The sequence below is a fragment of the Thermomonospora sp. CIF 1 genome, from assembly GCF_001896795.1.
In the GTDB taxonomy this organism is placed as follows: Bacteria; Actinomycetota; Actinomycetes; order Streptosporangiales; family Streptosporangiaceae; genus Thermomonospora; species Thermomonospora curvata.
Genome location: NZ_MOYN02000021.1, coordinates 21,802 through 42,160 on the forward strand (window position 1 = coordinate 21,802; position 20,359 = coordinate 42,160).

Genomic DNA, 20,359 nt, shown 5'->3' on the forward strand with positions numbered 1-20,359 from the left:
CTAGGTGCCCAGAACCCGCTGGATGAGCGCCACCTCGTCCTGGCCGCTCTGGGGGACGATGTGGTCAGACAGCGAGCAGATCTCCTCGATGGAGGCGGCGATGTCGTCCGGGGAGGCCGGCTCGGGCCCGGAGTACCAGCCGGGGGTCACCCCGATGAAGATGCGCCCGACCCGGCCGCCGCCGACGGTGAGGATGTGCCGGTTCAGCTCGCAGCTCGGGGAGGCCAGGAACGTGGCGACCGCCGCCACATGCCGCGGGTCGAACCGGTCGGCCAGCTCGCCGAGCAGGCCCTCGGTCATGCGGGTCGCGGCGGTCGGCGCGACCGCGTTGACACAGATCCCGTAGCGGGGGCCCTCCAGCGACAGCACGTTCATCAAACCGATCAGGCCGGCCTTGGCGGCGGCGTAGTTGGACTGCCCGAACGTTCCGAGCAGGCCGGAGGCCGAGGTGGTGAGCACGATGCGGCCGTAGCGCCGCTCGACCATGTGCTTCCAGGCCGGGCGCAGCACGTTGAAGGCGCCCAGCAGGTGCACCTCCAGCACCGCGGTGACGTCCTCGTCCGACAGCTTGGCGAAGGTGCGGTCCCGCAGGATCCCGGCGTTGTGGATGACCGCGTCCACGCACCCGAACTCCTCGATGGCGCGCTGCACCAGCGCGGCGCCGCCCTCGACCGTGGCCACCGAGTCGGTGGAGGCGACGGCGACGCCGCCCCGGTCGCGGATCTGCCGGGCGACCTCCTCGGCGACGGGCGAGGAGCCCGTCCCGTCCACGGCCCCGCCGACGTCGTTGACGACCACGCGGGCGCCGTGCTCGGCCAGCATGAACGCGTGCGCACGGCCGATGCCGTGGCCGGCCCCGGTGACGATGACGACCTGTCCGTCGAAGTCCACTGCCCTGCTCACCGCTCACTCCCCAGCACAGCGACGAAGGCGACCGTCGAGCCGGGCTGGCCGCCGAGGTTCTGCGCGACGGCGAGCCGGGCCCCCTCGACCTGCCGCTCACCGGCCTCGCCGCGCAACTGCGTGAAGCACTCGAACATCATTCGCAGGCCGGTGGCGCCGATCGGGTGGCCGAAGGACTTCAGGCCGCCGTCGGTGTTGACCGGCAGGGCGCCGCGCAGGTCGTAGCGGCCGTCCAGCACATCGCGCCAGGCCTTCCCGCGTTCGGAGAACCCCAGGTCCTCCATGAGGACGATCTCGGTCGGGGTGAAGCAGTCGTGCACCTCGGCCAGTGAGATCTCCCGGGCCGGGTCGGTCACGCCGGCCTGCTCGTAGGCGCGCCGGGCGGCGGTCACCACCTCGGGGAAGGTGGTGAAGTCGTAGCCGGTGGCGGCGAGCCCGGAGCCGGACCCGGCCACGAAGCTCATGCCCTTGAGGTAGACGGGCCTGTCGGTGTACTTGTGGGCGTCCTCGGCGCGGACGATGACGGCCGCGGCGGCGCCGTCGGAGACCCCCGAGCAGTCCATGACGCCGAGCGCGCCCGCGATGCGCGGGGATTTCTCCACCGCCTCGGGCGTGACGGGCCTGCGGAACTGGGCGCGTTCGTTCAGGGCGCCGTTGGCGTGGTTCTTGACCGCCACGTGGGTCAGCGCGCGGCGCATGTCCGCATCGGAGACGCCGTAGGCCTGCTGGTAGGCCGGGACCAGCAGGGAGAACCCGGCCGGGGCGGTCCAGTCCACGTCGGTGCCGTCGGCGGGCGGCAGCACCGCCGACAGGCCGGATTGGGAGCTGTCTTTGAGCTTCTCGACGCCGGCGGCCATGACGATGTCGTAGGCGCCGGAGGCCACGCCGAAGACGGCGTTGCGGAAGGCCTCCGACCCGGTGGCGCAGTAGTTCTCCACGCGCGTCACCGGCTTGTCTGTCAGGCGCAGCGGCCGGGCCAGCACCTGGCCGGACAGGCCCGAGCCCTGGGTGCCGACCCAGAAGGCGTCGATGTCGTGCACCGACATCCCCGGCAGGGAGGCCATGCACTCGGTGACGGCATCGACGAGCAGGTCGTCGGCCGAGGCCCCCCAGTGGTCGCCGAACGGGGTGCAGCCCATCGCGACGATGGCGACGTCGTGGGCCAGGCGTCTAGTCGTCATTGGTGGCCTTCCACGGGCGAAGCTTCCAGAAGTAGTTGTGGATCGCGTCGGTGCTCCACAGCCGCCGGAACGTGGGCCGCATCGTCATGCCCACGGTGATGGCGCCGGGGGCGACGTCGGTGGCGTAGGCGGTGAGCCGGCCGCCGCGGCTGCCCTCGACCGCCACGTCGGCGACGACGATCGCGACCTCGGCCTCGGGCATGGTGGTCAGCCGGTCCCGGGTGACCGACACGACGGTGGCGACCTGGTCGCGCAGCGAGACGGTGCGGGGCTGCTCCGCGACGTCGCCGCACGCGGCGCACGCCTTGCCCGGCGGGGTGGTGATGCCGCCGCAGGAGCCGCAGTGGGCGCCCTCCAGGCGGTACTTCCAGGCGGCCCGCCGGTACATCGGCGGGGCGGCCGGGGCCGGGGCGGCCGGGCGCGCCGGGCCCTGCACTTCCAGCAGGCCCCGCCAGCGCAGGTAGCGGCCGTAGGCGAGGTGCTCGCGAGCGGCGAGCTGCTCGCGCACCGGGCGGCCGGCCCGGGCCGCGCGCACGCCGTCGCCGACGCGCAGCACGAACGCGTCGGCGCCCTCGGCCGCCGACAGCGCCAGGATCGTCTGGCCGGGCTCGGCCGCATCCAACGTGGCGGCGAGCAGCAGCCCCAGGTGCGCGGCGCCGGTGTGGCCGGTGAGCCGCTCGACCTCGGCGTCGGCGCCGGAGCCGCCGAAGGCGCGGCGCAGCGTCGCGGCGGCGCGGGCGTTGGGGGACGCCACGACCACGTGATCGACGGACTCCAGGCCGGCGTCGGCCAGGGCCCGCCGCGCGGCGTCCTTGGCCGCGGCGACCAGCACGCTCGCGGTGAACCGCTCGTCCCACACGTGCTCGTGCCGCTCTCCGGGCAGCCGCCACCGGTCCAGCACCTCCACGGTCTGCCCGGCGTGGGCGAGCACAACGGCCGCACCGTCGCCGGGGGCGAACGCGGCGGCGGCGTCGCCGTGGGCGAGCTCGTCGGGGGCGCCCGAGCGGGGCGTGCGCATGTCGCTGACGGCGGCCAGGGCGCCGGTGCGCATCACCAGGTCCAGTGCGGTCGCGCCCGCCCGGTCGCCGTGCAGGTCCACCGCGGCGACGCCGGGGGCGAGGCCGAGGGCCGCGTGCACGATCCCGGCCGAGGTCTTGCCGTCGTAGGGCGCACTGGTGGTGGCGAGGACGAGCCGGTCGCCGCCGGGGGCGCGGGCCGCCAGATCCCGCAGCGCCTCGACCGCCATCGTCACGGCGTCCTCGTCGAACGCGGCGACGCTGCGGATGGGGCCGCCACGGCGTGGCGCGGCGCCTTCAAGACTGTTGCCGGCCAGCGCGTACGCGGGCAGATACGCTGCGTAGGCGCCGATGCCGCTGTAGGTGGGCATGAAAAGGTCGTGCCTCCTCGGTCAGGTCCAGGTCGGGATGGCCGCCAGCAGGCGGCGGGTGTAGTCGTGCTCGGGCCGGTCGAGGATCTGCATCGCCGGCCCCGTCTCCACGACCCGGCCGCCGTTCATGACCGCGATCCGGTCGCACAGGTCGCTGGCGAGCATGAGGTCGTGCGTGACGAACAGCAGGCCGATGCCGAGCTCGCCGACCAGGGTGCGGAACAGCTCGACGACCTTGGTCTGGGTCGTCACATCCAGCGCCGTGGTGCACTCGTCAGCGATGACCAGCGAGGGCCGGGTGACCACCGCCAGGCCGATCGCGACCCGCTGCCGCAACCCGCCCGACAACTGGTGGGGGTAGCTGCTCAGGACGCGCGCGGCGTCGCTGATGCGCATCTGCTCGAGCACCTCGACCGAGCGGCGCTCGATCTCCTGCTTGCCGATGCCGGGGACGTGGCGGCGCAGCACCTCGGCGAGCTGTGCGCGCACCTTCATCAGCGGGTTGAGCGATCGGGAGGCGTCCTGGAAGACCATTCCGACGGCGCTGCCGCGGATCTGGGCGGTCCGGTCCACGCCGGGTGCCACGATCTGCTCGCCCGACAGTGAGATCGAGCCGCCGTCCACTCGGACGTTGCGGTCAAGAAGCCCGATCACGGCGCGGCTCAGGGTGGTCTTGCCGCTCCCGGACTCCCCGACGACCCCGACGATCTCGCCGCGCCCGATCGTCAGATCGACCCGGTCCAGCAGCCGCAGCTCGCCGCGGGAGACGCGGGCGGTGATGGACAGGCCCGACACGTTCAGCAGTTCGCTCATCGGTGGCTCGCTCATCGGCGCCGCTTTCGTGGGTCGTAGTGGGTCAGCAGTGCGTCGCCCAGCAGGTTCACCAGCAGGACCAGCACGGTGATCGCAAGGCCGGGGAAGAACGCGATCCACCAGGCCTGGCCCAGCTCGTCCTGCCCGGAGGCGAGCATGGAGCCCCAACTGGTCGTGGGCGGGACCACCCCGAGGCCGAGGAAGCTGAGCGCGCTTTCGATGAGGATCGCCGTGCCGATCTGGAGCGTTCCCAACGCGACGACCGTGCCGGCCAGGTTCGGCAGCACGTGCCGGAAGATGATCCGGGTCTCGGACGCACCGGCGGCGCGCAGGGCGAGGATGAACTGCTGTTCGCGGATGGTCCGGGTGGCCGAGCGGGTCACGCGGGCGCAGGCGGCCCATCCGGTGAGCGCCAGCACCGAGAACAGCACCGGCAGCGAGCTGCCCCGGTTGGAGATGATCGCCAGGGCGATGAGGATGAACGGCAGGGCGAGCTGGGCGTCGATGAAGATGGAGATCACCCGGTCCACCCAGCCGCGCAGGTAGCCGGCGAGCATGCCGATCAGCACCCCGGGCCCGATCGCCACCAGCGCCCCGACCAGGCCGATCAGGATCGTCACCCGACCGCTGGTCACCAGCTCGGTGAGGACGTCCTGGCCCCGCTTGTCGGTGCCGAGGGGGTGGTCCCAGGTGCCGCCCGCAAGGAACGCCGGCGGCAGCCGCGTCTGGCTGAGGTTCTGCCCGCCGTCCGGCAGCAGCCCCGTCACCGGCAGGACGAACACCAGGGCGGCGATCGCCGCCAGCGGCACCGACAGCCAGAACACCGAGGTGCGGGCGCGCCGGGTGCGGCGGCCCCCGCCGGTGGCCCGCCGGGGAGCCTGCGGCTCCTTCACGGCGGGTTTGACGTCCAGGCGACTCACCGCGGTCTCACCTCACCCTCGGGTCGACGATGGAGTGGATCACGTCGACGAGCAGGTTCAGCACGACGAACGTGAGGGCGCCGAACACGACGATCGCCTGCACCAGCGGGTAGTCGCGGAACTGGACCGCCTGGAGGGCGAGCTGACCGAGGCCCGGCCAGGAGTACACGTACTCGATCGCGACGGCCCCCGACATCAAGATCCCGGTCTGCAGGATGACGATGGTCAGCACCGGCATCAGCGCGTTCTTGAAGGCGTGCCGCCACACCACGCCGGCGGTGCTCAGCCCGCGCGCGCGGGCCGAGTCGATGAACGGCTCGGCGAGCGCCTCGCTCATGGACGCCCGGGTCAGCCTGGCGATGTGCGCCATCGGGTACAGCGACATCGTCACCGCGGGCAGGATCAGGTGGCGCGGCGTCCCGGACTGGCCGGCCGGCAGCCACCCCAGCTTCACCGCGAACAGGGCGACGAGCATCATGCCGAGCCAGAAGACCGGGACGGACTGGCCGAGCAGGGCGAGCGTGGAGGCCGCCCGGTCCCACCAGGTGCCCTCGCGGGTGGCCGCCAGGACGCCGAGCGGGACGCCGATCAGCACGGCAATGGTCATGCCGGCGGCGACCAGCTGCAGGGTGTAGGGCAGCCGCTCGAGGATCAGCGTGGTGTTGGACTGGTAGAACTGCAGCGAGTCACCGAAGTCGCCGGTGAACACGCTCCTGAAGTAGTCGAGGTACTGGGTGAGCGGCGGCCGGTCGAGGCCGAGCTCATGGCGCAGCGCCTCGCGCTGCTCGGGCGGGGCCGTGGGGCCGAGGATGTTCACCGTCGGGTCGCCAGAGAGGCGGCCGAGCGCGAACGCCGTCGTCAGCGCGATGAACGTGGAGGCCAGCAGCACCAGGAGGCGGAGGGCGGTGCGCCGGAGGTGGAGCGTCCTCATCGGCGGGCCCTCCAGCGCGCTCCGGGCATCGCGGCGAGCAGCTCGCGGGTGTACTCGTGGGCGGGGTCGGTGAAGACGGTCTCGCAGGGACCGGACTCCACCACCCGTCCCCGCCGCATGACGTGGACGGTCTGGCACACCGACCGGACCACCGCGAGGTCGTGGCTGATCATGAGCAGGGCCGCTCCCGTGGTCTGGCGTACTTCCCGCAACAGCTTGAGCACGTCGGCCTGGACGGACACGTCCAGACCGGAGGTGGGCTCGTCGGCGACGATGAGCCGCGGGCGCATGAGCAGGGCGCGCGCGATGCAGACCCGCTGGGCCTGGCCGCCGCTGAGCTGGTGGGGGTAGCGGTCGAGCAGGTCCGCCGAGAGGCGGACGCGTTCCAGCAGCGCGGCGTCGTCGATCCAGGCGGTGCGCTCCGGCTGGAGCCGGCGCAGCTCCCGCAGCCCGGAGCGGACGGACTGGCGCGCGTCCAGGGAGCCGTGCGGGTCCTGGAACACGATCTGCACCTCGGGGCGCAGCCGCCGCAGGGCGCGGCGGCTGAGCCTCTCCAGTGAGCGTCCGAGCAGCTCGATATGGCCGCCGCTGCGGGGCCCCAGGCCCGTGGCGGCCATCGCCAGCGTCGTCTTCCCCGATCCGGACTCGCCGACGATCGCGGTGCTCTCGCCCGCCGCGACGCGCAGCGAGACCCCGTCGACCGCTCGGAAGATCCGGCCCGTGGTGCCGTCGCGGTGCTCGACGACGAGACCCTCGACCAGGAGGACCGGCTGTTCCACGGGGCCGGGGAGGTCCCGGCCGTTGCCCGCCGGGACCTCGATGCTCAGCGTGTCGGCCATCGTCAGCGCGTCGCCTCGGTGAAGTCGAAGGTGTTCAGCGGCCCGTAGACGACGCCCTGCACGCCCTCGCCCGTGCCGTAGGCGTAAAGCTGCCGGTACAGCGGGACGTAGCAGTGCTTGTCCACCACTGCGAGCGTGTTGAGCTCGTCGTAGACCTGCTGCGCCGCCGTGGCGTCCTTTTGCTCGCGGGCCTTGTCGACCAGCCCGTCGATCTTCGGGTCGGGGCAGTTGCCGGTGATCGACGCGGTCTTCATGAAGCCGGTGGCGAAGAAGTCCGGGATGGCCGCGTTCGGCACCGCGGCGAGCAGGTACATGCCGTCGATCTGGCGGCCGGCGACCTCCTTGACGAGGGTGCCGTAGTCGACCGACCGGTACTTGACCTTGAAGCCGACCCCTTCGAGGCTCGCGCCGATGGACTCGGCGACCTCCTTGATGTTGGTGTACTGGGCGGCCGGGTAGGTGAGGTTGACCGACGGCGAGGACGACCCGACGAGCTCCTTGGCCTTGGCCGGGTCGGGCGTGACCTTGTCGACCGGCTGGGTGCCGGGCTTGACGTTCAGCACCCCGGCGTCGGCGGCGGCCTTGCCGTTGAAGATGCCCTGGACGATCTCGTCGCGGTTGATGGCGAGCGCGGCCGCCTCGCGCAGCTCGGCCTTGTTGAAGGGCGGCTTGGTGGCGTCGAGGAACGCCGTGATCTTCATGGCGGACTCGGTCTCCACGACCTGGAGCCCGGCCTTGCGGGCCTGCTCGGCCTGGGTGGGCGGCAGGTCGAGCGCCACATCGACGCTCTTGCTCTGCAGCAGCGCCAGGCGCTGGGAGGCCTCGGTCGCCCACGTGAACGTGATCCCGGTGTTCTTCGGCTTGTCACCCCAGTAGTCCGGGTTCACCTTGACCGAGATCTCACGGCCGGGCTTGGCCTCCTCGAAGACGTAGGGGCCGGTGCCGACCGGGGCGGCGGAGAAGCCCTCGGGGCCCTTCTCCTCGTAGTACTTCGGCGGCACCAGGTACACGGTGGTGAGCAGGTACGGCAGGTCGTACTGCGGCCGCTTGGTCTTGACCTCGACGGTGGCGTCGTCGGTCGCCTCGATCGAGGCGACGTTCGCAAAGTACGGCTTGAGGATCGAGGTCTTGGAGTCCCGCGTGAGCTTGAGGGTGTTCGCGACGGCGGCGGCGTCGGCCGGCTCGCCGTTGCTGAACTTCACCCCGGAGCGCACCGTGAAGGTCCACTTGGTGGAGGAGGAGCGCTTCCAGTCGGTGATGAGGCCCGTCCGCTCCGGCTCCAGGGACGAGTCGGTGTTGATGAGCGGCTCGATCATGGTGGCCCACACGACCTGTGCCGACCGCGCACCGGCGATCGGGTCGAGCGTGGCCGGCTGAGCATTGAGCAGCACCCGGATCTTCGCCGGTCCGGACGCCTCGTCGGTGCCCGAATCCCCCCCGCAACCGGCGACGCCGATCGCGACCGCGGCTCCTACGGCGATGGCCGGCAGGCGCCAGAGTGCCAAACGTTTCCTGATCATCTAGGTCCTCCACAGCGTCAGGTGATGGCGCCCAGGTCATTCGGACCCTGGCACGTGACGCTCGCCACAAAGTACCGACCAGCCGGTATCAAGTCAACGCATCACGGGAGGTCAGTTGTCCCGAAATCTCGCCAGGTCAGCCTAAGGCCTTCAGATTTCATACCGACCGGCATGTATGATTCGGGCATGTCGATCACAGTGACGAGCGAGCGCGCGGGCCGCGTCGCCCGGGTGACCTTCGACAACTCCGCACGGGGCAACTGCGTCGACGCCGCCCTGCTGCAGGAGCTGACCGAGGCGCTGGAAGGCGCGGCGGCCGACCCGTCCTGCGCCCTGATCCGGCTGGAGATGGCCGGCAGGCACTTTTGCGGCGGGTGGGACACCACGTCGTTCGCCGATCTGGCCGGCGCCCCGCAGGCCGCGGTGGCCGACCGGCTCCGCGCAAGCGACGCGCTGCTGGAGCGGATCCGCGGGCTGCCGGTCCCGGTGGTCGCGGGCGTGCGCGGCAAGATCATCGGGTTCGGGGTCGGGCTGCTGAGCGCGGTGCACCTGCCCGTGGCGGCCGCGGACGCCCAGGCGCACCTGCCCGAAGCGCGCTTCGGCTTCGCCCCCGCCGGGGTCGGGCACGTGATCGCGCAGCGGCTGCCGCGCGCCCACGCCTACGCGCTGCTCACCGGGCTGGCGACCGCGACCGGCCGCCAGCTGCACTCCTGGGGGCTGGTCGCCCGGGTCATCGAGGCGGACGCCGACCTCGACGCCGCCGTCGACGAAGTGATCGACACGCTGCTGGCGGTCCCCGGCGCCACGCTGCGGGCGGTCGTCGAGGTGGTGGAGTCCAGCCTCGCCACCGGCCGCCCCGACCGCGCCTACCAGGTGGCCGCACGAACCATCGTCAGCGCCGGACGCAACGGAGGCACACCGTGACAGACGCGGTGCACGAGGCGGCGGACCCCACAGCCGGCGACGGCACGGGCAAAGCCGCGACACAGCGGGTGTTCCGCTCGGGAGAGGCCGTCTGGGTGGAGCTGTGCACCCCGCGCCCGGAGGTCGCCGAGAAGTTCTACAGCGCCCTGCTCGGCTGGTCGGTCCGGCACGAGCGGCTCGGCCGGTCGACCTACCGGATGTGCGGCATCGACGGACGCGACGTCGCCGGAATCTCCGAAAGCGGCCTGCACGGCGGCCGGCCGCACGGCTGGCTCACCTACTTCGCCGTCGACGGGATCGAGGACGCGGTGCGCCGCGCCGTCGCCCTGGGCGGGGAGGTGGTGACGCCGCCGCGGCACCTGCCGGCGGCCGGGACCGGGGCCACGGTGATCGACCCGTTCGGCGCGGTGTTCGGCCTCTACCAGGGGGAGGCCCGCCTGGGCGTGCAGCTGCTCAACCTCCCCGGGGCGCTGTGCTGGAACGAGCTGAACACCGGCGAGCCGCAGCAGTCGGTGACGTACTACCGGTCGCTGTTCGGCTACGGCACCCACCTGCGCACCGACACGCCCACCGGCCGTCCCTACACGGTCCTCACCCTCGACGACGTGCCCGTCGCGGGAGTGCTGGAGCTGGACAACGCGTGGCCGAACTGCGTCCCGTCCAGGTGGATCACCTACTTCGGCGTCACCGAGCTGGATGCGGCGGTCGCGCAGGCGGTCGAGCTCGGCGGCGCCCCGCTCATCGGCCCGATCGACGGGCCGTACGGACCATTGCACCTGGTGAAGGACCCCGCAGGCCACACCGTGTGCCTGATCCAGCTCAAGGACCGGCTGCGCCCCGACTACCCCTCCCCGGCGGTGACCCGATGATGACCGAACCGCTTTTCGACTCTGGCCTGTTCCGCCGCGTGTGCGGCCAGTTCCCGACCGGTGTCACCGCGGTGACGGCGGTGGCCGCCGACGGACGGCTGGCGGCGCTCACCGTCAACTCCTTCACCTCGGTCTCGCTGGAGCCGGCCAAGGTGCTGTTCTGCCTGGCGAACTCCTCCTCCAGCTATGCGGCGCTGACCGCGGCGGAGCGCATCGCGATCCACATCCTGAGCCGGGACCAGGAGGACATCGCCCGGCGGTTCGCCACCTCGGGGCTCACCGGCGCGCAGCGGCTCGGCGGTGTCGGGTGGACGCCCGGCCCGGGCGGCGTCCCGCTGCTGAAGGAGACCCCCGCGATCCTCGTCGGCCGCCGCGACGAGATCATCACCAGCGGCGACCACGCGATCATCCTGGTGGCGGTGGACCACGTGCATCTGAAGCCCACCGAGGTGCCGGCCTTGTCGTTCTACCAGGGACGTTTCACCACGCCGGTCGTCGCCACGGCCGAGTGAACCTTTTTCAACGCGCCGTCTTCGCAGGGCGCAGGCGGGGGCCTCGAAGCCGGGGCGAGCCCGTGACCTGCAACGTCACGGCGCCGGGGAGCATCGGGGCTCCCGTCCCCGATGCCCTGGACCAGGTGTCGGAAAAGGTTCGGTGACCCCAGGCGGCGGTGCCCGCGCGGTGCGGGCACCGCCGCTCGCGCACGCGTCCCTACTCGGTCAGCAGCCCCACGAGGATCAGCTCACAGAACTGGTCGGCGAGCTCGTCGACGCCGAAGTCGCCCTCGGGTTTGAACCACTGGAAGGCGGAGGCGCACATGCCGATGATGCCGTAGGTGGCGATCCGCTCGTTCAGCTCGCCGCGGAACACCCCGGCCTCGATGCCGCGCCGGACGACGTCGCGGAACATGTTCTCCAGGATGTCCCGTTTCTCGGTCACCGACCGGAGCCGCTCGCCGGTCAGGTGCCGCCTTTCCTGGTAGAAGATCGCCACGTGCGCCCGGTAGGTGGCGATGCCGGCGAGACTGAGGCGGATCAGCGCGCGAAGCTGCTCGACGGGATCGGAGTCCCCGGCCAAAATCCCCTGGGCGAGTTCGATCTGCCGGTCGAGGTACTCGTTCTGGATCTGCCAGAGCAGGTCCTCTTTGCTTTTGAAATGGTGGTAGAAGGCGCCCTTGGTGAGGTTGGCGCGGGAAACGATCTGTGTGAGCGAGGTGCGATCGAAGCCGTTGCGCTCGAACAGGTAGAGCGCGCTGTCGACGATCTCCCGGCGGGTTCGCTGCGGATCGTAGCCGTCGGCCCACCTCCAGCCCGCGTCGGCTGCCCGGGACGACGATGCCTGCCTGGCGGCCGGCCCGGCATCTGTGTCAGCGGCCTGCTCTGCCATCGCTTCCCCTCTGGTATGGGTCACGTGTGGTAGCGGAACAGAATCTCTGCCACGCAGCAGGTAGCGGCGTCGTCCGCAAACTCCACGACCACGTTCGCCTTGGCCTGCACTCCTCCCGGGCCGCCGCCGGCGTCGATCCGCTTGGCCGAGACGAGCGTGGCAACGCCCTGAATCTCCGTACCCGGGCGGAGCGGCTTGACGAACCGCACCCGGTCGAGCCCGTAGTTGATGCCCATCGAGAAGTTCTCGACGGTGAGGATGTCTGCGAGAAGCCGCGGAACGAGCGCAAGGGTCAGGAAACCGTGGACGATCGTACCGCCGAAGGGGCCGGCCTTGGCCCGTTCGACGTCGACGTGAATCCACTGATGGTCGTGGGTGATGTCGGCGAACTGGTTGACCTCCTCTTGCGTCACTGTCCTCGGCTCACTGACGCCGAGCTGCCGCCCGACCAGGTCGAGCAGTTCGTACGGTTCGCGAACGACGGTCCGCTGAGGCGTGCGCATGGCTGCACTCCATTCCGACTGGTCGTAATGTAGCCGGTAGGGACGCAGGGCGGGACCGTGGCGACGATCACGATGGCGGTCGCGGCGAGCGGACCGGCCGGGCGGCCCACCGGGCGGATACTTCATACCAACTGGTTGGAATGTACCATCTCCGCTGCGCAGCGGCACCGGCGTGCGGCCGAAACGTCACCCTCTCGCCGCCCGAGCACGCCGCCGACCTGCCCGGTGCGCATCCGAACGGCGTGAACCTGAAAAGAACGCGGGGCTTGCCGTAGGAGGAGGTCCACGAGAAGGTCGCCTCGAGTGTGCTCGACCCGCCGCCAGGTCCGCCCCCACGAGAAGCCGGCCTTCGAACCCACCTCCGTGGAAGGAGTCCCCATGAGCCGGGAGATCGTCTCAGCGTTCTTCGCCGCCCTCGAGTCCGGGGACATCGAGGCGATCCGTGAGATCTACGCGCCGGACATAGTCGTCTGGCACAACTACGACCAGGTCGAACAGGACCTTGAGCAGAGCCTGAAAGTCCTCAAGGCGTTCCGCCGCACCGTCTCCGACGTCCGCTATGAGATCATCCGCCAGGCAGATACCGGGGATGGAGTACTCCAGCAGCACATCCTTCACGGACGGCTGTCCGACGGCCGGAACATCGCCATTCCCGCCGCCATCTACCTGCAGGTCCGGGACGGGCGCATCACCCGCATCGAGGAGTACCTGGACCCCTCTCCCTTGATGTCGCCGCGCGAGGCGGGATGAGTTCCCGATGCCCATCCGAGGGTGGTGGGCCGGTTCGCCCCTCATGCATCGTGAGCCTGTTTTCGCCTCTTCGAACGGCAGACGGTGTGATCCGGCTCGTCCTGTCCGGCGGTGCCCAACGGCACGGCACCGCGCGCCACCGAGGCCCCGTCTCAGCCGCCTGAGACCACGCGCTGAAAAAGGTTCACTCTCAGCCTCACCGTTCACCGTTACGAAGCGGCCGTCCGGGAGACGGGGCGCTGTTTTGGAGCCGTGTCCTCGGTCGCGGCCCACGTGCCGAGAAGCCGCAGCGCCTCGGCGGAAGGAGAGCCGGGTTCGGCCGAGTAGGCGTAGAGCCAGCGTTCCCCGTCTTGGAGCTGCAACGCCTCGACATGCAAGGTGAGCTCGCCGACGAGGGGATGGCGGAACCGCTTGGGGCCCCGGCACCGTGTGTCGACCTCATGCTCGGCCCACCAGGTGCGGAACTCGGGGCTGGCGACGGACAGTTCACCGATGAGCGTGTACAGCCGCCTGTCGCGCGGGTAGCGGGCCGCGGCCTCGCGCAGGACGGCGACGCTCAGGCGCGCAGTCATCTCCCAGTCGGGCAGCAGGGCGCGCGTCGCGGGGTCGAGGAACAGCCAGCGCGCGTGGTTGGCCCCCGGTTCGAGGCCGGGCAGCAGGGCACGTCCCAGACGGTTGGCGGCGTGGACGTCGCCGCGCACGTCGACGACGATGGCGGGAATGCCGAGGCCGTCGAGCATCAGGCGGGTGCCCGCGTCCAAGGGCGCAAGCCGCGGCCGCTCGGGCTCAGGCGCGACGGTCGCCGAGCGGGCGAGGTTGTGCAGGTACAGCCGTTCGACCTCGGTCAGCCGCAGCGCGCGGGCGATCGCGTCGAGCACCTGGCCGGACGGTTGCAGGTTCCGGCGGCCCTGCTCCAGGCGCGTGTAGTAGTCCAGGCTCACGCCGGCCAGCATCGCGACCTCTTCGCGCCGCAGTCCCGGGACGCGGCGCCGGCCGGCGGCCCGGATGCCCACGTCCTCGGGGCGGAGCCGCGCCCGGCGGGTGCGCAGGAAGTCCCGCAGCTCGCCGTTTTTGGTCATGGTTCCACGGTAGGCGCCGGGTGCGTCGATGAGGGTGGGTCTGTCCGTCCCAGGATCTCGCCGTCTCTGGTTGAGAGCGGTGCGCGGAGCCGACAGTGGGGCCATGGCAAAGCAGACCGTTTCGCTTGGTGACAAGGCCGTGCGGCGCATCGGGTTCGGGGCGATGCAGCTCGCCGGTCCAGGAGTGTTCGGGCCGCCCAAGGACCCGGACGCGGCCCGCGCCGTCCTGCGCCGCGCCGTGGAACTCGGCGTCGACCACATCGACACCGCGCAGGTCTACGGCCCCGATGTCGTCAACGAACTCATCGCCGAGGTACTGCACCCCTACCCGGACGGCCTGCTCATCGCGACGAAGGTCGGCGGCGCCCGGGACGCGACGGGCGCCTGGATCCGCGCCTCCCGTCCCGAGCAGCTCCGGGCGACCGTCGAGCAGGACCTGCGCACCTTGCGGCTCGACCGGATCGACCTGGTGTACCTGCGGCTGGGCGTCGGAGGCTCCGGTCCGGACCCGGTGCCGCTCGCCGATCGGCTCGGCACCCTGACCGAGCTGCGCGATGAGGGCAAGGTCGGCCTCATCGGCCTGTCGGCGGCCTCGGCCGACGACCTCAAGGCGGCCCTGGGCATCGCCCCGATCGCCGCGGTGCAGAACGCGTACGGCATCGGAAACCGCGCAGACGAGCCGGTCCTCGAGCTGTGCCGGGAGCGCGGCATCGCCTACGTCCCGTACTACCCGCTCGGCTCGGCGTTCACCGGAGGCCCGCAGGCCCTCGCGAACGACCCGGCGATCGCATCGGTGGCGGCCAAGCACCACGCCACGGCCTCCCAGATCGCCCTGGCATGGCTGCTGGCCCGCTACGACCGCATGCTGCCGATCCCCGGCACGAGCTCCCTGGCCCATCTGGAGGAGAACCTGGCCGCCGCCCGCATCCCTTTGGATGAAGACGACCTGAACGTCCTTGAGAACGTCCGTCCTTTGGGTCCCCCGGTCCTCTGACCGGGATTTTTGGAGCTTGCTCCGGCATGGGGTGAGCGTCGGCGCCTCGTGGGCCGTACCGCTCCGAATACGGATTCCGGCTGCGCTCCGAGAGGTCAACCTGCGGCGGTTATTCAAGGCTGGCGGAGCGGGCTCAAAAGTGATGCGGCAGCGCCCGGCCATCTACCTTTCGTGACTTCTCGGCGGTCTGGTTTTGACGGCCAGTTTCACTGCTGGGCCCGCAGACCTGCACCTATCGGGTGCGGGCCTGCGGGCAAGTCGATCTAGTTGAGGTGTTCGCTCGCCGAAGAGCACGTCACGATTGAACCCTCGGTGATCATGGGTGGCGAGCAGCCACCGTACAAGCAGGTCAGCACCATGGTGGCGCCGGACGCCCACGCCAGCCCGTTATCTGCGATACAGGACGCGCTTTCCGAGTCTCACTCGTCCCACTCGAGGGTGAAATGAAGATGACCAATAGACTTTAGTGTCACCTGGCCGTCACCTCCAGGAGCGCGATTTACCTGACCATAGTCAGGTCATATGATTCGCCGTACCGGTGGCGTACTCTCGATTGACACGGAAGTCGGCAGCCGGCAGCCGCTATAGTTCACGTAGTACGCCGTTCCCCTCATAAGAAGAAGGCTCGCTCCCGATCATTTGTCCTGTCCCGCCTTGCGGGCCTTCTGTCGATATCGAAGGGCTCCCCTGTCGGCAATAAGATCGGTCTGCGACGGTGATGTCACGCCCCATGATCAACGGGCCGGCGCTGACAACTCCCCTGATGGTGTTGATCGTGTCCCCGCCGCCGTGAACAGACTGCCGGCCGGGCGCGCTCGCCGGTTCCGGCTCTCCCGAAGGGGCGGGCGCCGGACGAGGACGTACTCGGTCCAGCAAAGTGAGCGCCAACGCGGCCATCCCGGCCAGCGTCCCCAGCACACCGGCCAGCCAGCCGGCCTCCTCCAGCCCTCTGACCCGCCAGTACAGGAGCATCGCCACCGCGGCCACCAGCGTGCCGAGCACACCCGCCCAGGCCACTCCACGTCGTCCCATCACCGGCTGCCCTCCTCGCCGATCCCACCGTCTGCGCGTCTCACGGAAGCGCTCTCGCGCTGCGATGATCTCTTGTTTTCTCCCCTTCCGACGCCGAGGAATTCCTCTGCTCTCCCGGAGACGGCCAAGAGGAAACGGGAAACGCCGTCCAGGGCTTGTTCGTCACCATTCGCTACAGGAATCTGACGTGCAGGGCTCTCAGTCACGCAGGCGGCGGGCGAGGAGGTGCGGGTGGTCGAGAAACCGGGCCGGTTCGGGGAGGAACTGCGCCGGAGACGTCTTGCGGCCGGGTTGAGCCTTACCGGTCTGGCGTTGCGCGTCCATTACAGCAAGAGCCAGTTGAGCAAAGTGGAGCGAGGGCTCAAAAAGCCGAGCCCCGGGCTGGTGAGCCGGTGCGACGCCGAGCTCAAGGCCGGCGGGGCGCTCGTCCGTCTGGCGCGGGAGACATGGGCCGGCCCGAAAGCCGCCGACGCGGGAGCCGAGGAAACCTCCAAAAACGGCGAGAACGAAGTGTGGCTGATGGAAATGTCCGTGGACGGTCCCAACCGGTTCCATTCCTTGAGCCGCCGCCAGGCGGTGACGGCCGGTGCCGCGTCCCTGGCCGTCTTCGGAATGGACGGCCCGAAATTCCAGGAAAAGGTCTCCGACACCTCGCTGCTGGGGCTTTCCCGGGCGCTGTTCGATCACTATCGGCGGCTGGGACAGTCGGTCGAGCCGGGGCTGCTGCTGCCCGTGCTCATCGCGCAGACGCACACGCTCCGCGAGCTGGCCGTGCGCGGCGGGCCCCGGCTGCGCCAAGAGCTGCTGCGGCTCGGCTCCCGTTACGCCGAGTACGTCGGCTGGCTGGTCCAAGAGAGCGGCGATGAGCGGGCCGCGCTGTGGTGGACGCAACGCGCCGTCGATCTCGCGGCCGCGGGCGAGGACCACCAGCTCAGCGCCTACGGGTTCGTCCGGCGCGCCCTCATCACGCTCTACCGCGGCGACGCCGCGCAGACCATCGCCCTCGCCGCCCGGGCGCAGGACCGGAAGGCGCCCCCGCGGATCCGCGGGCTGGCGGCGCAGCGGGAGGCGCAAGGGCATGCGCTGGCGGGTGACTACGACGCGTGCATGCGCAGCCTGGACCGGGCCCGCGCCCTGCTCGCCAAGGGTGCATCGGACTCGGACGCGCCGGTCATCGGCAGCATGCACCTCCCCGACCCCGCCGAGATGGTCAAAGGCTGGTGCCTGCACGACCTGGGGCGGCCCCAGGCCGCCGCGGAGGTCTTGGACCGGCAACTGGCCCGCGTGCCGCCGCAGGCCCTGCGGACCCGCGTCCGCTACGGGGCGCGCCGCGCACTCGCCTACGCGGCGGCCGGTGAGATCGAGCACGCCTGCCGGCTGACCCGGCCCCTGCTGGAGGGTGCGGCCGCGGTGGGGTCGGCCACCATCGCCACCGACCTGCGCGCCCTGGCCCGCACGCTGGCCCGGTACCCGAAGAACGCCTCGGTGCGCGCGCTGCTGCCGGAGCTCGGCTCGGCGCTGCGATAAACCTTCCCGGCCCGCCGTCCCCACCGCCCCGGATGCGGGCGCCGCGGTGACCCGCCCGGCCTCTCGGACGCGCCGAGGCGCCCCGGCCCGCTGAGGCCGCACGTCGAAACCCCAGTCCACCACTTGCAGAAAGGGCGATTTTCGCATGCACGAGGTTTTCATCAACTACCGCACGGGAGACGGCGACGAAGCCGCCGCGCTGCTGGAGCAGGCCCTGTCCCACCGCTTCGGCGACGACCGGATCTTCCGGGCCGGCAAGTCCATCCCGCCCGGGGAGGACTACACCCGGTGGCTGCGCCAGGCGGTGCGGCGCTGCTCGGTGCTGATCGCCGTCATCGGGCCGGAGTGGGCCCGCGACCCCCGGCTCAGGAAAGCGGACGACTGGGTGCGCCGCGAGCTCCTGGAGGCCCGGGAGTGCGGGATCCCCGTCCTTCCGGTCTTGAAGGGCCGCGGCGCCGCCCGCCTCGACCGCGCCGAGCTGCCCCGGGAGCTGCGCTGGCTCGCCGACATGCAGTCCCTTCGCCTCGACGTCCGCGACAACAAAGGCGACCTGGCCCGAATCGGCGACACGCTCACCAAGCTCGTGCCGGCCCTCCGGGAGGCGGACCGGAACGCCCCGGCCGCCCCGGAGGCCGGGACGACGCGGAACTCAGTCGGCCAGGTGCACCAGGGACCGGTCGTGCAGACCCGGGACTTCAACGGTGTCGTCGGCTACGACCTCAAAGGCGGCCACGGCGCCTTCCACCTGGGCACAGGAGACCAGAACAACATCTCCTTCAGGGACGGCGGCACCTACGTCGCGGGTGACCTGCGCGGGAACCTCGGCCACAGCTTCGGGCAGTCCCAAGACCGCGAGGAGGAGCGGTGAACGAGCCGCCGGTCCCGTTCTTTCAGAGCACCGCCGGCCCGGCCCACTTGGGCAACGGCCCGCAGAACAACACCTTCTACTTCTCCCCGCCCCAGACGCCCGGCAGAAGTCGCCGCAGGCACCCGGCGGAGGACCTGCGGCGGCTTTTCCTGCGCTTCGTACGCCCGGAAGGGTTCGGTCGAGCCCTGGACGTCCTGCGGGAGCACCGGACCGTGTTCCTCGACGCGCCTTCGGGCAGCGGCCGAATCGCCACCGCGAAGATGCTGCTCTGGGAGGAAGGCGAAGGCTCTGCAGAGATCTATGAGCTGCTCTGGGAGGACCGGGACGGCGAAGCCCCGCTGAACGACGGACGCATCGCCGAGGGCGACCGGCTGTGGCTCGACCTGTCGGAGCTGTCTGAAGAGCAGTGGCGGCGGTTCTCCGGCGAACTCCCCGCGCTCCGTCACACCGTGCTCGCACGCAAGGCCCACCTGGTGGTGGTGCTGCCCCATCCCAGGCACGACCTGCCCTCGGAGCACAGCCGGTACGTAGTGGAGATCAAAGCCCCGGAACGGCGCGGCGTGCTGCTTCAGCACCTCAGAGCGGAAGGGCTCCTCCAGACGGAGGAGGACTGGGAGCTCCCCCCGTCCCAGATCCTGGAAAAGCAGACCAGCCTGGGGAAGATATCGTCTTTCGTCAGCTCCCTCATCAAAGCCCGGAACAGCACGGGAGGCGAGGGAAACCTCACCTCGTGGTGGTCCCTTACGGAGAGGGCGTTCTTCCACCTTCCCAAGGCCGCCGCCGAACAAGCCGAGCAACTGCGGGAGGGTGCGCAGCGCGCCCTGCTGCTGACCGTGAGCATGCTGCACGGCGCCCACGTTGACGGCGTCTACCGGGCCAGCTCGCTCCTGCTGGAAATACTGGGAAGCGCCCACGGAGACGACGCTCCTCTCGACGGGGCGACGTTCGGCGAACGCCTCAGGGAGATCGGCGCGGAGATCGACGCCTCCTCCCGTGCCGTGCGGTTCCGTGAGTTCACCTACGACGCGGCGGTGCGTTCTTACTTCTGGGTCAACCTTCCCCAGTTGCGCGAGCACCTGCCGGTCTGGCTGGAGCAGATCGCCGACTCTCCGGAGATCTCACCGGCGGAGTGGCGGAAGCTGATCGAACGGTTCGCCGAGCAGTGCCTGGGCGACCGGCACGACGACGTGATGAAAAAGCTGATCGAACGGTGGGCCGACCGGCAGGGCAAACGGCGGGATGCGGCCAGGATCCTGCTGGAAGGAGGGCTACGGCACGAGCGGCACGGGCAAAGGTTCCGAGGGCACCTTTACGAATGGGCGACGAGGAAGGAGATCCCGCGCGGCCTGGCCGAGCTCATGATCGACGCCTGCCGGGATGTGGTGGCGAGCCGTCACCCGGACGCGGCGCTGGTCCGGCTGCACCACATGGCGCGCCGCACCTGGCGGGAAGAAGCCCGCCGGGCGCTGGTGGAGATGGCCGGCGAGAGCCGCCGTTCCTTCCGTCAACTGCTGGCGCGGCTCACCCGGGAAGGGGCGGGCGGCGGCCGGTTCGCCGAGGCCGACACCGGCATCTTCCTGCAGATCGCGGCCCCGGACATCATCACCGCCCCCGATCCGCGGCACCGGACCCTCATCGGCGAGGCCGGCGTTCGCCGCCTGCTGACCCGCGGGTGGGACGCCGCCTTCACCGCGCCGCAGGAGGTGTGGGAGCCCACGGTGCGGCGCTGGCTGCAGATGGCGGCCCAGGACGAACGCCACCGCGACGAGCTGCTCACCGTGCTCATCGAGGGGGCTGCGCAACACCCCCGGGTCCTCGCTCACCTGCACAGCCTCCCCTACCGGCTAGGGCTGCCGCCGTGCATCGGCGAGTTCCTGTTCCGGCAGATCAACGACGTGCAGGGCATTCGGCTCCGCTGAGCGGAGGAGGGACA

General features: G+C 70.8%; 20 protein-coding genes. 8 read left to right on the plus strand and 12 right to left on the minus strand.

Annotated elements, in window-relative coordinates; all coding sequences use genetic code 11:
- The 8 genes from BUE48_RS13390 to BUE48_RS13425 are packed head-to-tail and all read right to left on the minus strand — an operon-like array spanning position 1 to position 8,479.
- Positions 1-903 (minus strand): SDR family NAD(P)-dependent oxidoreductase, encoded by a 903-nt coding sequence (locus BUE48_RS13390; RefSeq protein WP_012853047.1) that lies wholly within the window; start codon positions 901-903, stop codon positions 1-3.
- Entirely contained in the window at positions 900-2,084 is a 1,185-nt protein-coding gene (locus BUE48_RS13395; protein WP_012853048.1) for an acetyl-CoA acetyltransferase, read from the minus strand. Before BUE48_RS13395 ends, BUE48_RS13390 begins: the two co-directional genes overlap by 4 nt.
- Entirely contained in the window at positions 2,074-3,471 is a 1,398-nt protein-coding gene (locus BUE48_RS13400; RefSeq protein WP_012853049.1) for a hypothetical protein, read from the minus strand. The genes BUE48_RS13395 and BUE48_RS13400 overlap by 11 nt, the downstream gene beginning before the upstream one ends.
- A 21-nt stretch (positions 3,472-3,492) precedes the next feature.
- Positions 3,493-4,284 carry an ABC transporter ATP-binding protein gene (locus BUE48_RS13405; RefSeq protein WP_012853050.1) on the minus strand — a complete coding sequence of 264 codons (792 nt, stop codon included), beginning with the start codon at positions 4,282-4,284 and terminating at the stop codon, positions 3,493-3,495.
- A gap of 11 nt (positions 4,285-4,295) precedes the next feature.
- Entirely contained in the window at positions 4,296-5,204 is a 909-nt protein-coding gene (locus tag BUE48_RS13410; protein ID WP_012853051.1) for an ABC transporter permease, read from the minus strand.
- Between the two features lie 7 nt (positions 5,205-5,211).
- Positions 5,212-6,135: an ABC transporter permease gene (locus BUE48_RS13415; RefSeq protein ID WP_012853052.1), complete on the minus strand. Its 924-nt coding sequence runs from the start codon at positions 6,133-6,135 to the stop codon at positions 5,212-5,214.
- Positions 6,132-6,974: an ABC transporter ATP-binding protein gene (locus BUE48_RS13420; protein WP_012853053.1), complete on the minus strand. Its 843-nt coding sequence runs from the start codon at positions 6,972-6,974 to the stop codon at positions 6,132-6,134. The genes BUE48_RS13415 and BUE48_RS13420 overlap by 4 nt, the downstream gene beginning before the upstream one ends.
- Positions 6,975-6,976: 2 nt before the next feature.
- On the minus strand, positions 6,977-8,479 hold the full coding sequence (locus BUE48_RS13425) for an ABC transporter substrate-binding protein (RefSeq protein WP_041439705.1): 1,503 nt from the start codon (positions 8,477-8,479) through the stop codon (positions 6,977-6,979).
- A gap of 201 nt (positions 8,480-8,680) precedes the next feature.
- Between BUE48_RS13425 and BUE48_RS13430 the strand changes: the two genes are divergently transcribed.
- Genes BUE48_RS13430 through BUE48_RS13440 form a run of 3 tightly spaced genes read left to right on the plus strand, consistent with a single transcriptional unit; the run spans position 8,681 to position 10,799 of the window.
- Positions 8,681-9,418, plus strand: coding sequence for an enoyl-CoA hydratase/isomerase family protein (locus BUE48_RS13430; protein ID WP_286990011.1), 738 nt, complete (start codon positions 8,681-8,683; stop codon positions 9,416-9,418).
- Positions 9,415-10,287: a VOC family protein gene (locus BUE48_RS13435; protein ID WP_012853056.1), complete on the plus strand. Its 873-nt coding sequence runs from the start codon at positions 9,415-9,417 to the stop codon at positions 10,285-10,287. The genes BUE48_RS13430 and BUE48_RS13435 overlap by 4 nt, the downstream gene beginning before the upstream one ends.
- Complete coding sequence (locus tag BUE48_RS13440; RefSeq protein WP_041439709.1) at positions 10,287-10,799, plus strand: flavin reductase family protein; 513 nt, start codon at positions 10,287-10,289, stop codon at positions 10,797-10,799. Before BUE48_RS13435 ends, BUE48_RS13440 begins: the two co-directional genes overlap by 1 nt.
- A 199-nt stretch (positions 10,800-10,998) precedes the next feature.
- Here BUE48_RS13440 and BUE48_RS13445 read toward each other — a convergent pair whose 3' ends face one another.
- Complete coding sequence (locus BUE48_RS13445; protein ID WP_286990012.1) at positions 10,999-11,673, minus strand: TetR/AcrR family transcriptional regulator; 675 nt, start codon at positions 11,671-11,673, stop codon at positions 10,999-11,001.
- Between the two features lie 20 nt (positions 11,674-11,693).
- Positions 11,694-12,176, minus strand: coding sequence for a MaoC family dehydratase (locus BUE48_RS13450; protein WP_012853059.1), 483 nt, complete (start codon positions 12,174-12,176; stop codon positions 11,694-11,696).
- Between the two features lie 378 nt (positions 12,177-12,554).
- Here BUE48_RS13450 and BUE48_RS13455 point away from each other — a divergent pair, with 378 nt between their 5' ends.
- Positions 12,555-12,926: a nuclear transport factor 2 family protein gene (locus BUE48_RS13455; RefSeq protein ID WP_041441777.1), complete on the plus strand. Its 372-nt coding sequence runs from the start codon at positions 12,555-12,557 to the stop codon at positions 12,924-12,926.
- A 209-nt stretch (positions 12,927-13,135) separates the two neighbouring features.
- On the opposite strand, the gene BUE48_RS13460 is transcribed toward BUE48_RS13455, so the two are convergent.
- The gene (locus BUE48_RS13460; protein ID WP_286990015.1) at positions 13,136-14,005 is read right to left on the minus strand and encodes a helix-turn-helix domain-containing protein; all 870 of its coding nucleotides are present in this window, start codon (positions 14,003-14,005) and stop codon (positions 13,136-13,138) included.
- A 103-nt stretch (positions 14,006-14,108) separates the two neighbouring features.
- Between BUE48_RS13460 and BUE48_RS13465 the strand changes: the two genes are divergently transcribed.
- A complete protein-coding gene (locus BUE48_RS13465; protein ID WP_286990017.1) occupies positions 14,109-14,999 on the plus strand; it encodes an aldo/keto reductase in 891 nt (296 codons plus the stop codon).
- 582 nt (positions 15,000-15,581) lie between these two features.
- Here the strand turns inward: BUE48_RS13465 and BUE48_RS13470 are convergent.
- Positions 15,582-16,031, minus strand: a complete 450-nt coding sequence (locus BUE48_RS13470; RefSeq protein WP_286990019.1) for a hypothetical protein — start codon at positions 16,029-16,031, stop codon at positions 15,582-15,584.
- Between the two features lie 231 nt (positions 16,032-16,262).
- On the opposite strand from BUE48_RS13470, the gene BUE48_RS13475 reads away from it, so the two are divergent.
- The 3 genes from BUE48_RS13475 (at position 16,263) to BUE48_RS13485 (ending at position 20,345) form a co-directional block, all read left to right on the plus strand.
- Positions 16,263-17,558 carry a helix-turn-helix domain-containing protein gene (locus BUE48_RS13475; protein WP_012853063.1) on the plus strand — a complete coding sequence of 432 codons (1,296 nt, stop codon included), beginning with the start codon at positions 16,263-16,265 and terminating at the stop codon, positions 17,556-17,558.
- Between the two features lie 145 nt (positions 17,559-17,703).
- Complete coding sequence (locus tag BUE48_RS13480) at positions 17,704-18,426, plus strand: toll/interleukin-1 receptor domain-containing protein (RefSeq protein WP_286990021.1); 723 nt, start codon at positions 17,704-17,706, stop codon at positions 18,424-18,426.
- Complete coding sequence (locus BUE48_RS13485; RefSeq protein ID WP_012853065.1) at positions 18,423-20,345, plus strand: hypothetical protein; 1,923 nt, start codon at positions 18,423-18,425, stop codon at positions 20,343-20,345. The genes BUE48_RS13480 and BUE48_RS13485 overlap by 4 nt, the downstream gene beginning before the upstream one ends.
- Positions 20,346-20,359 lie beyond the last annotated feature (14 nt).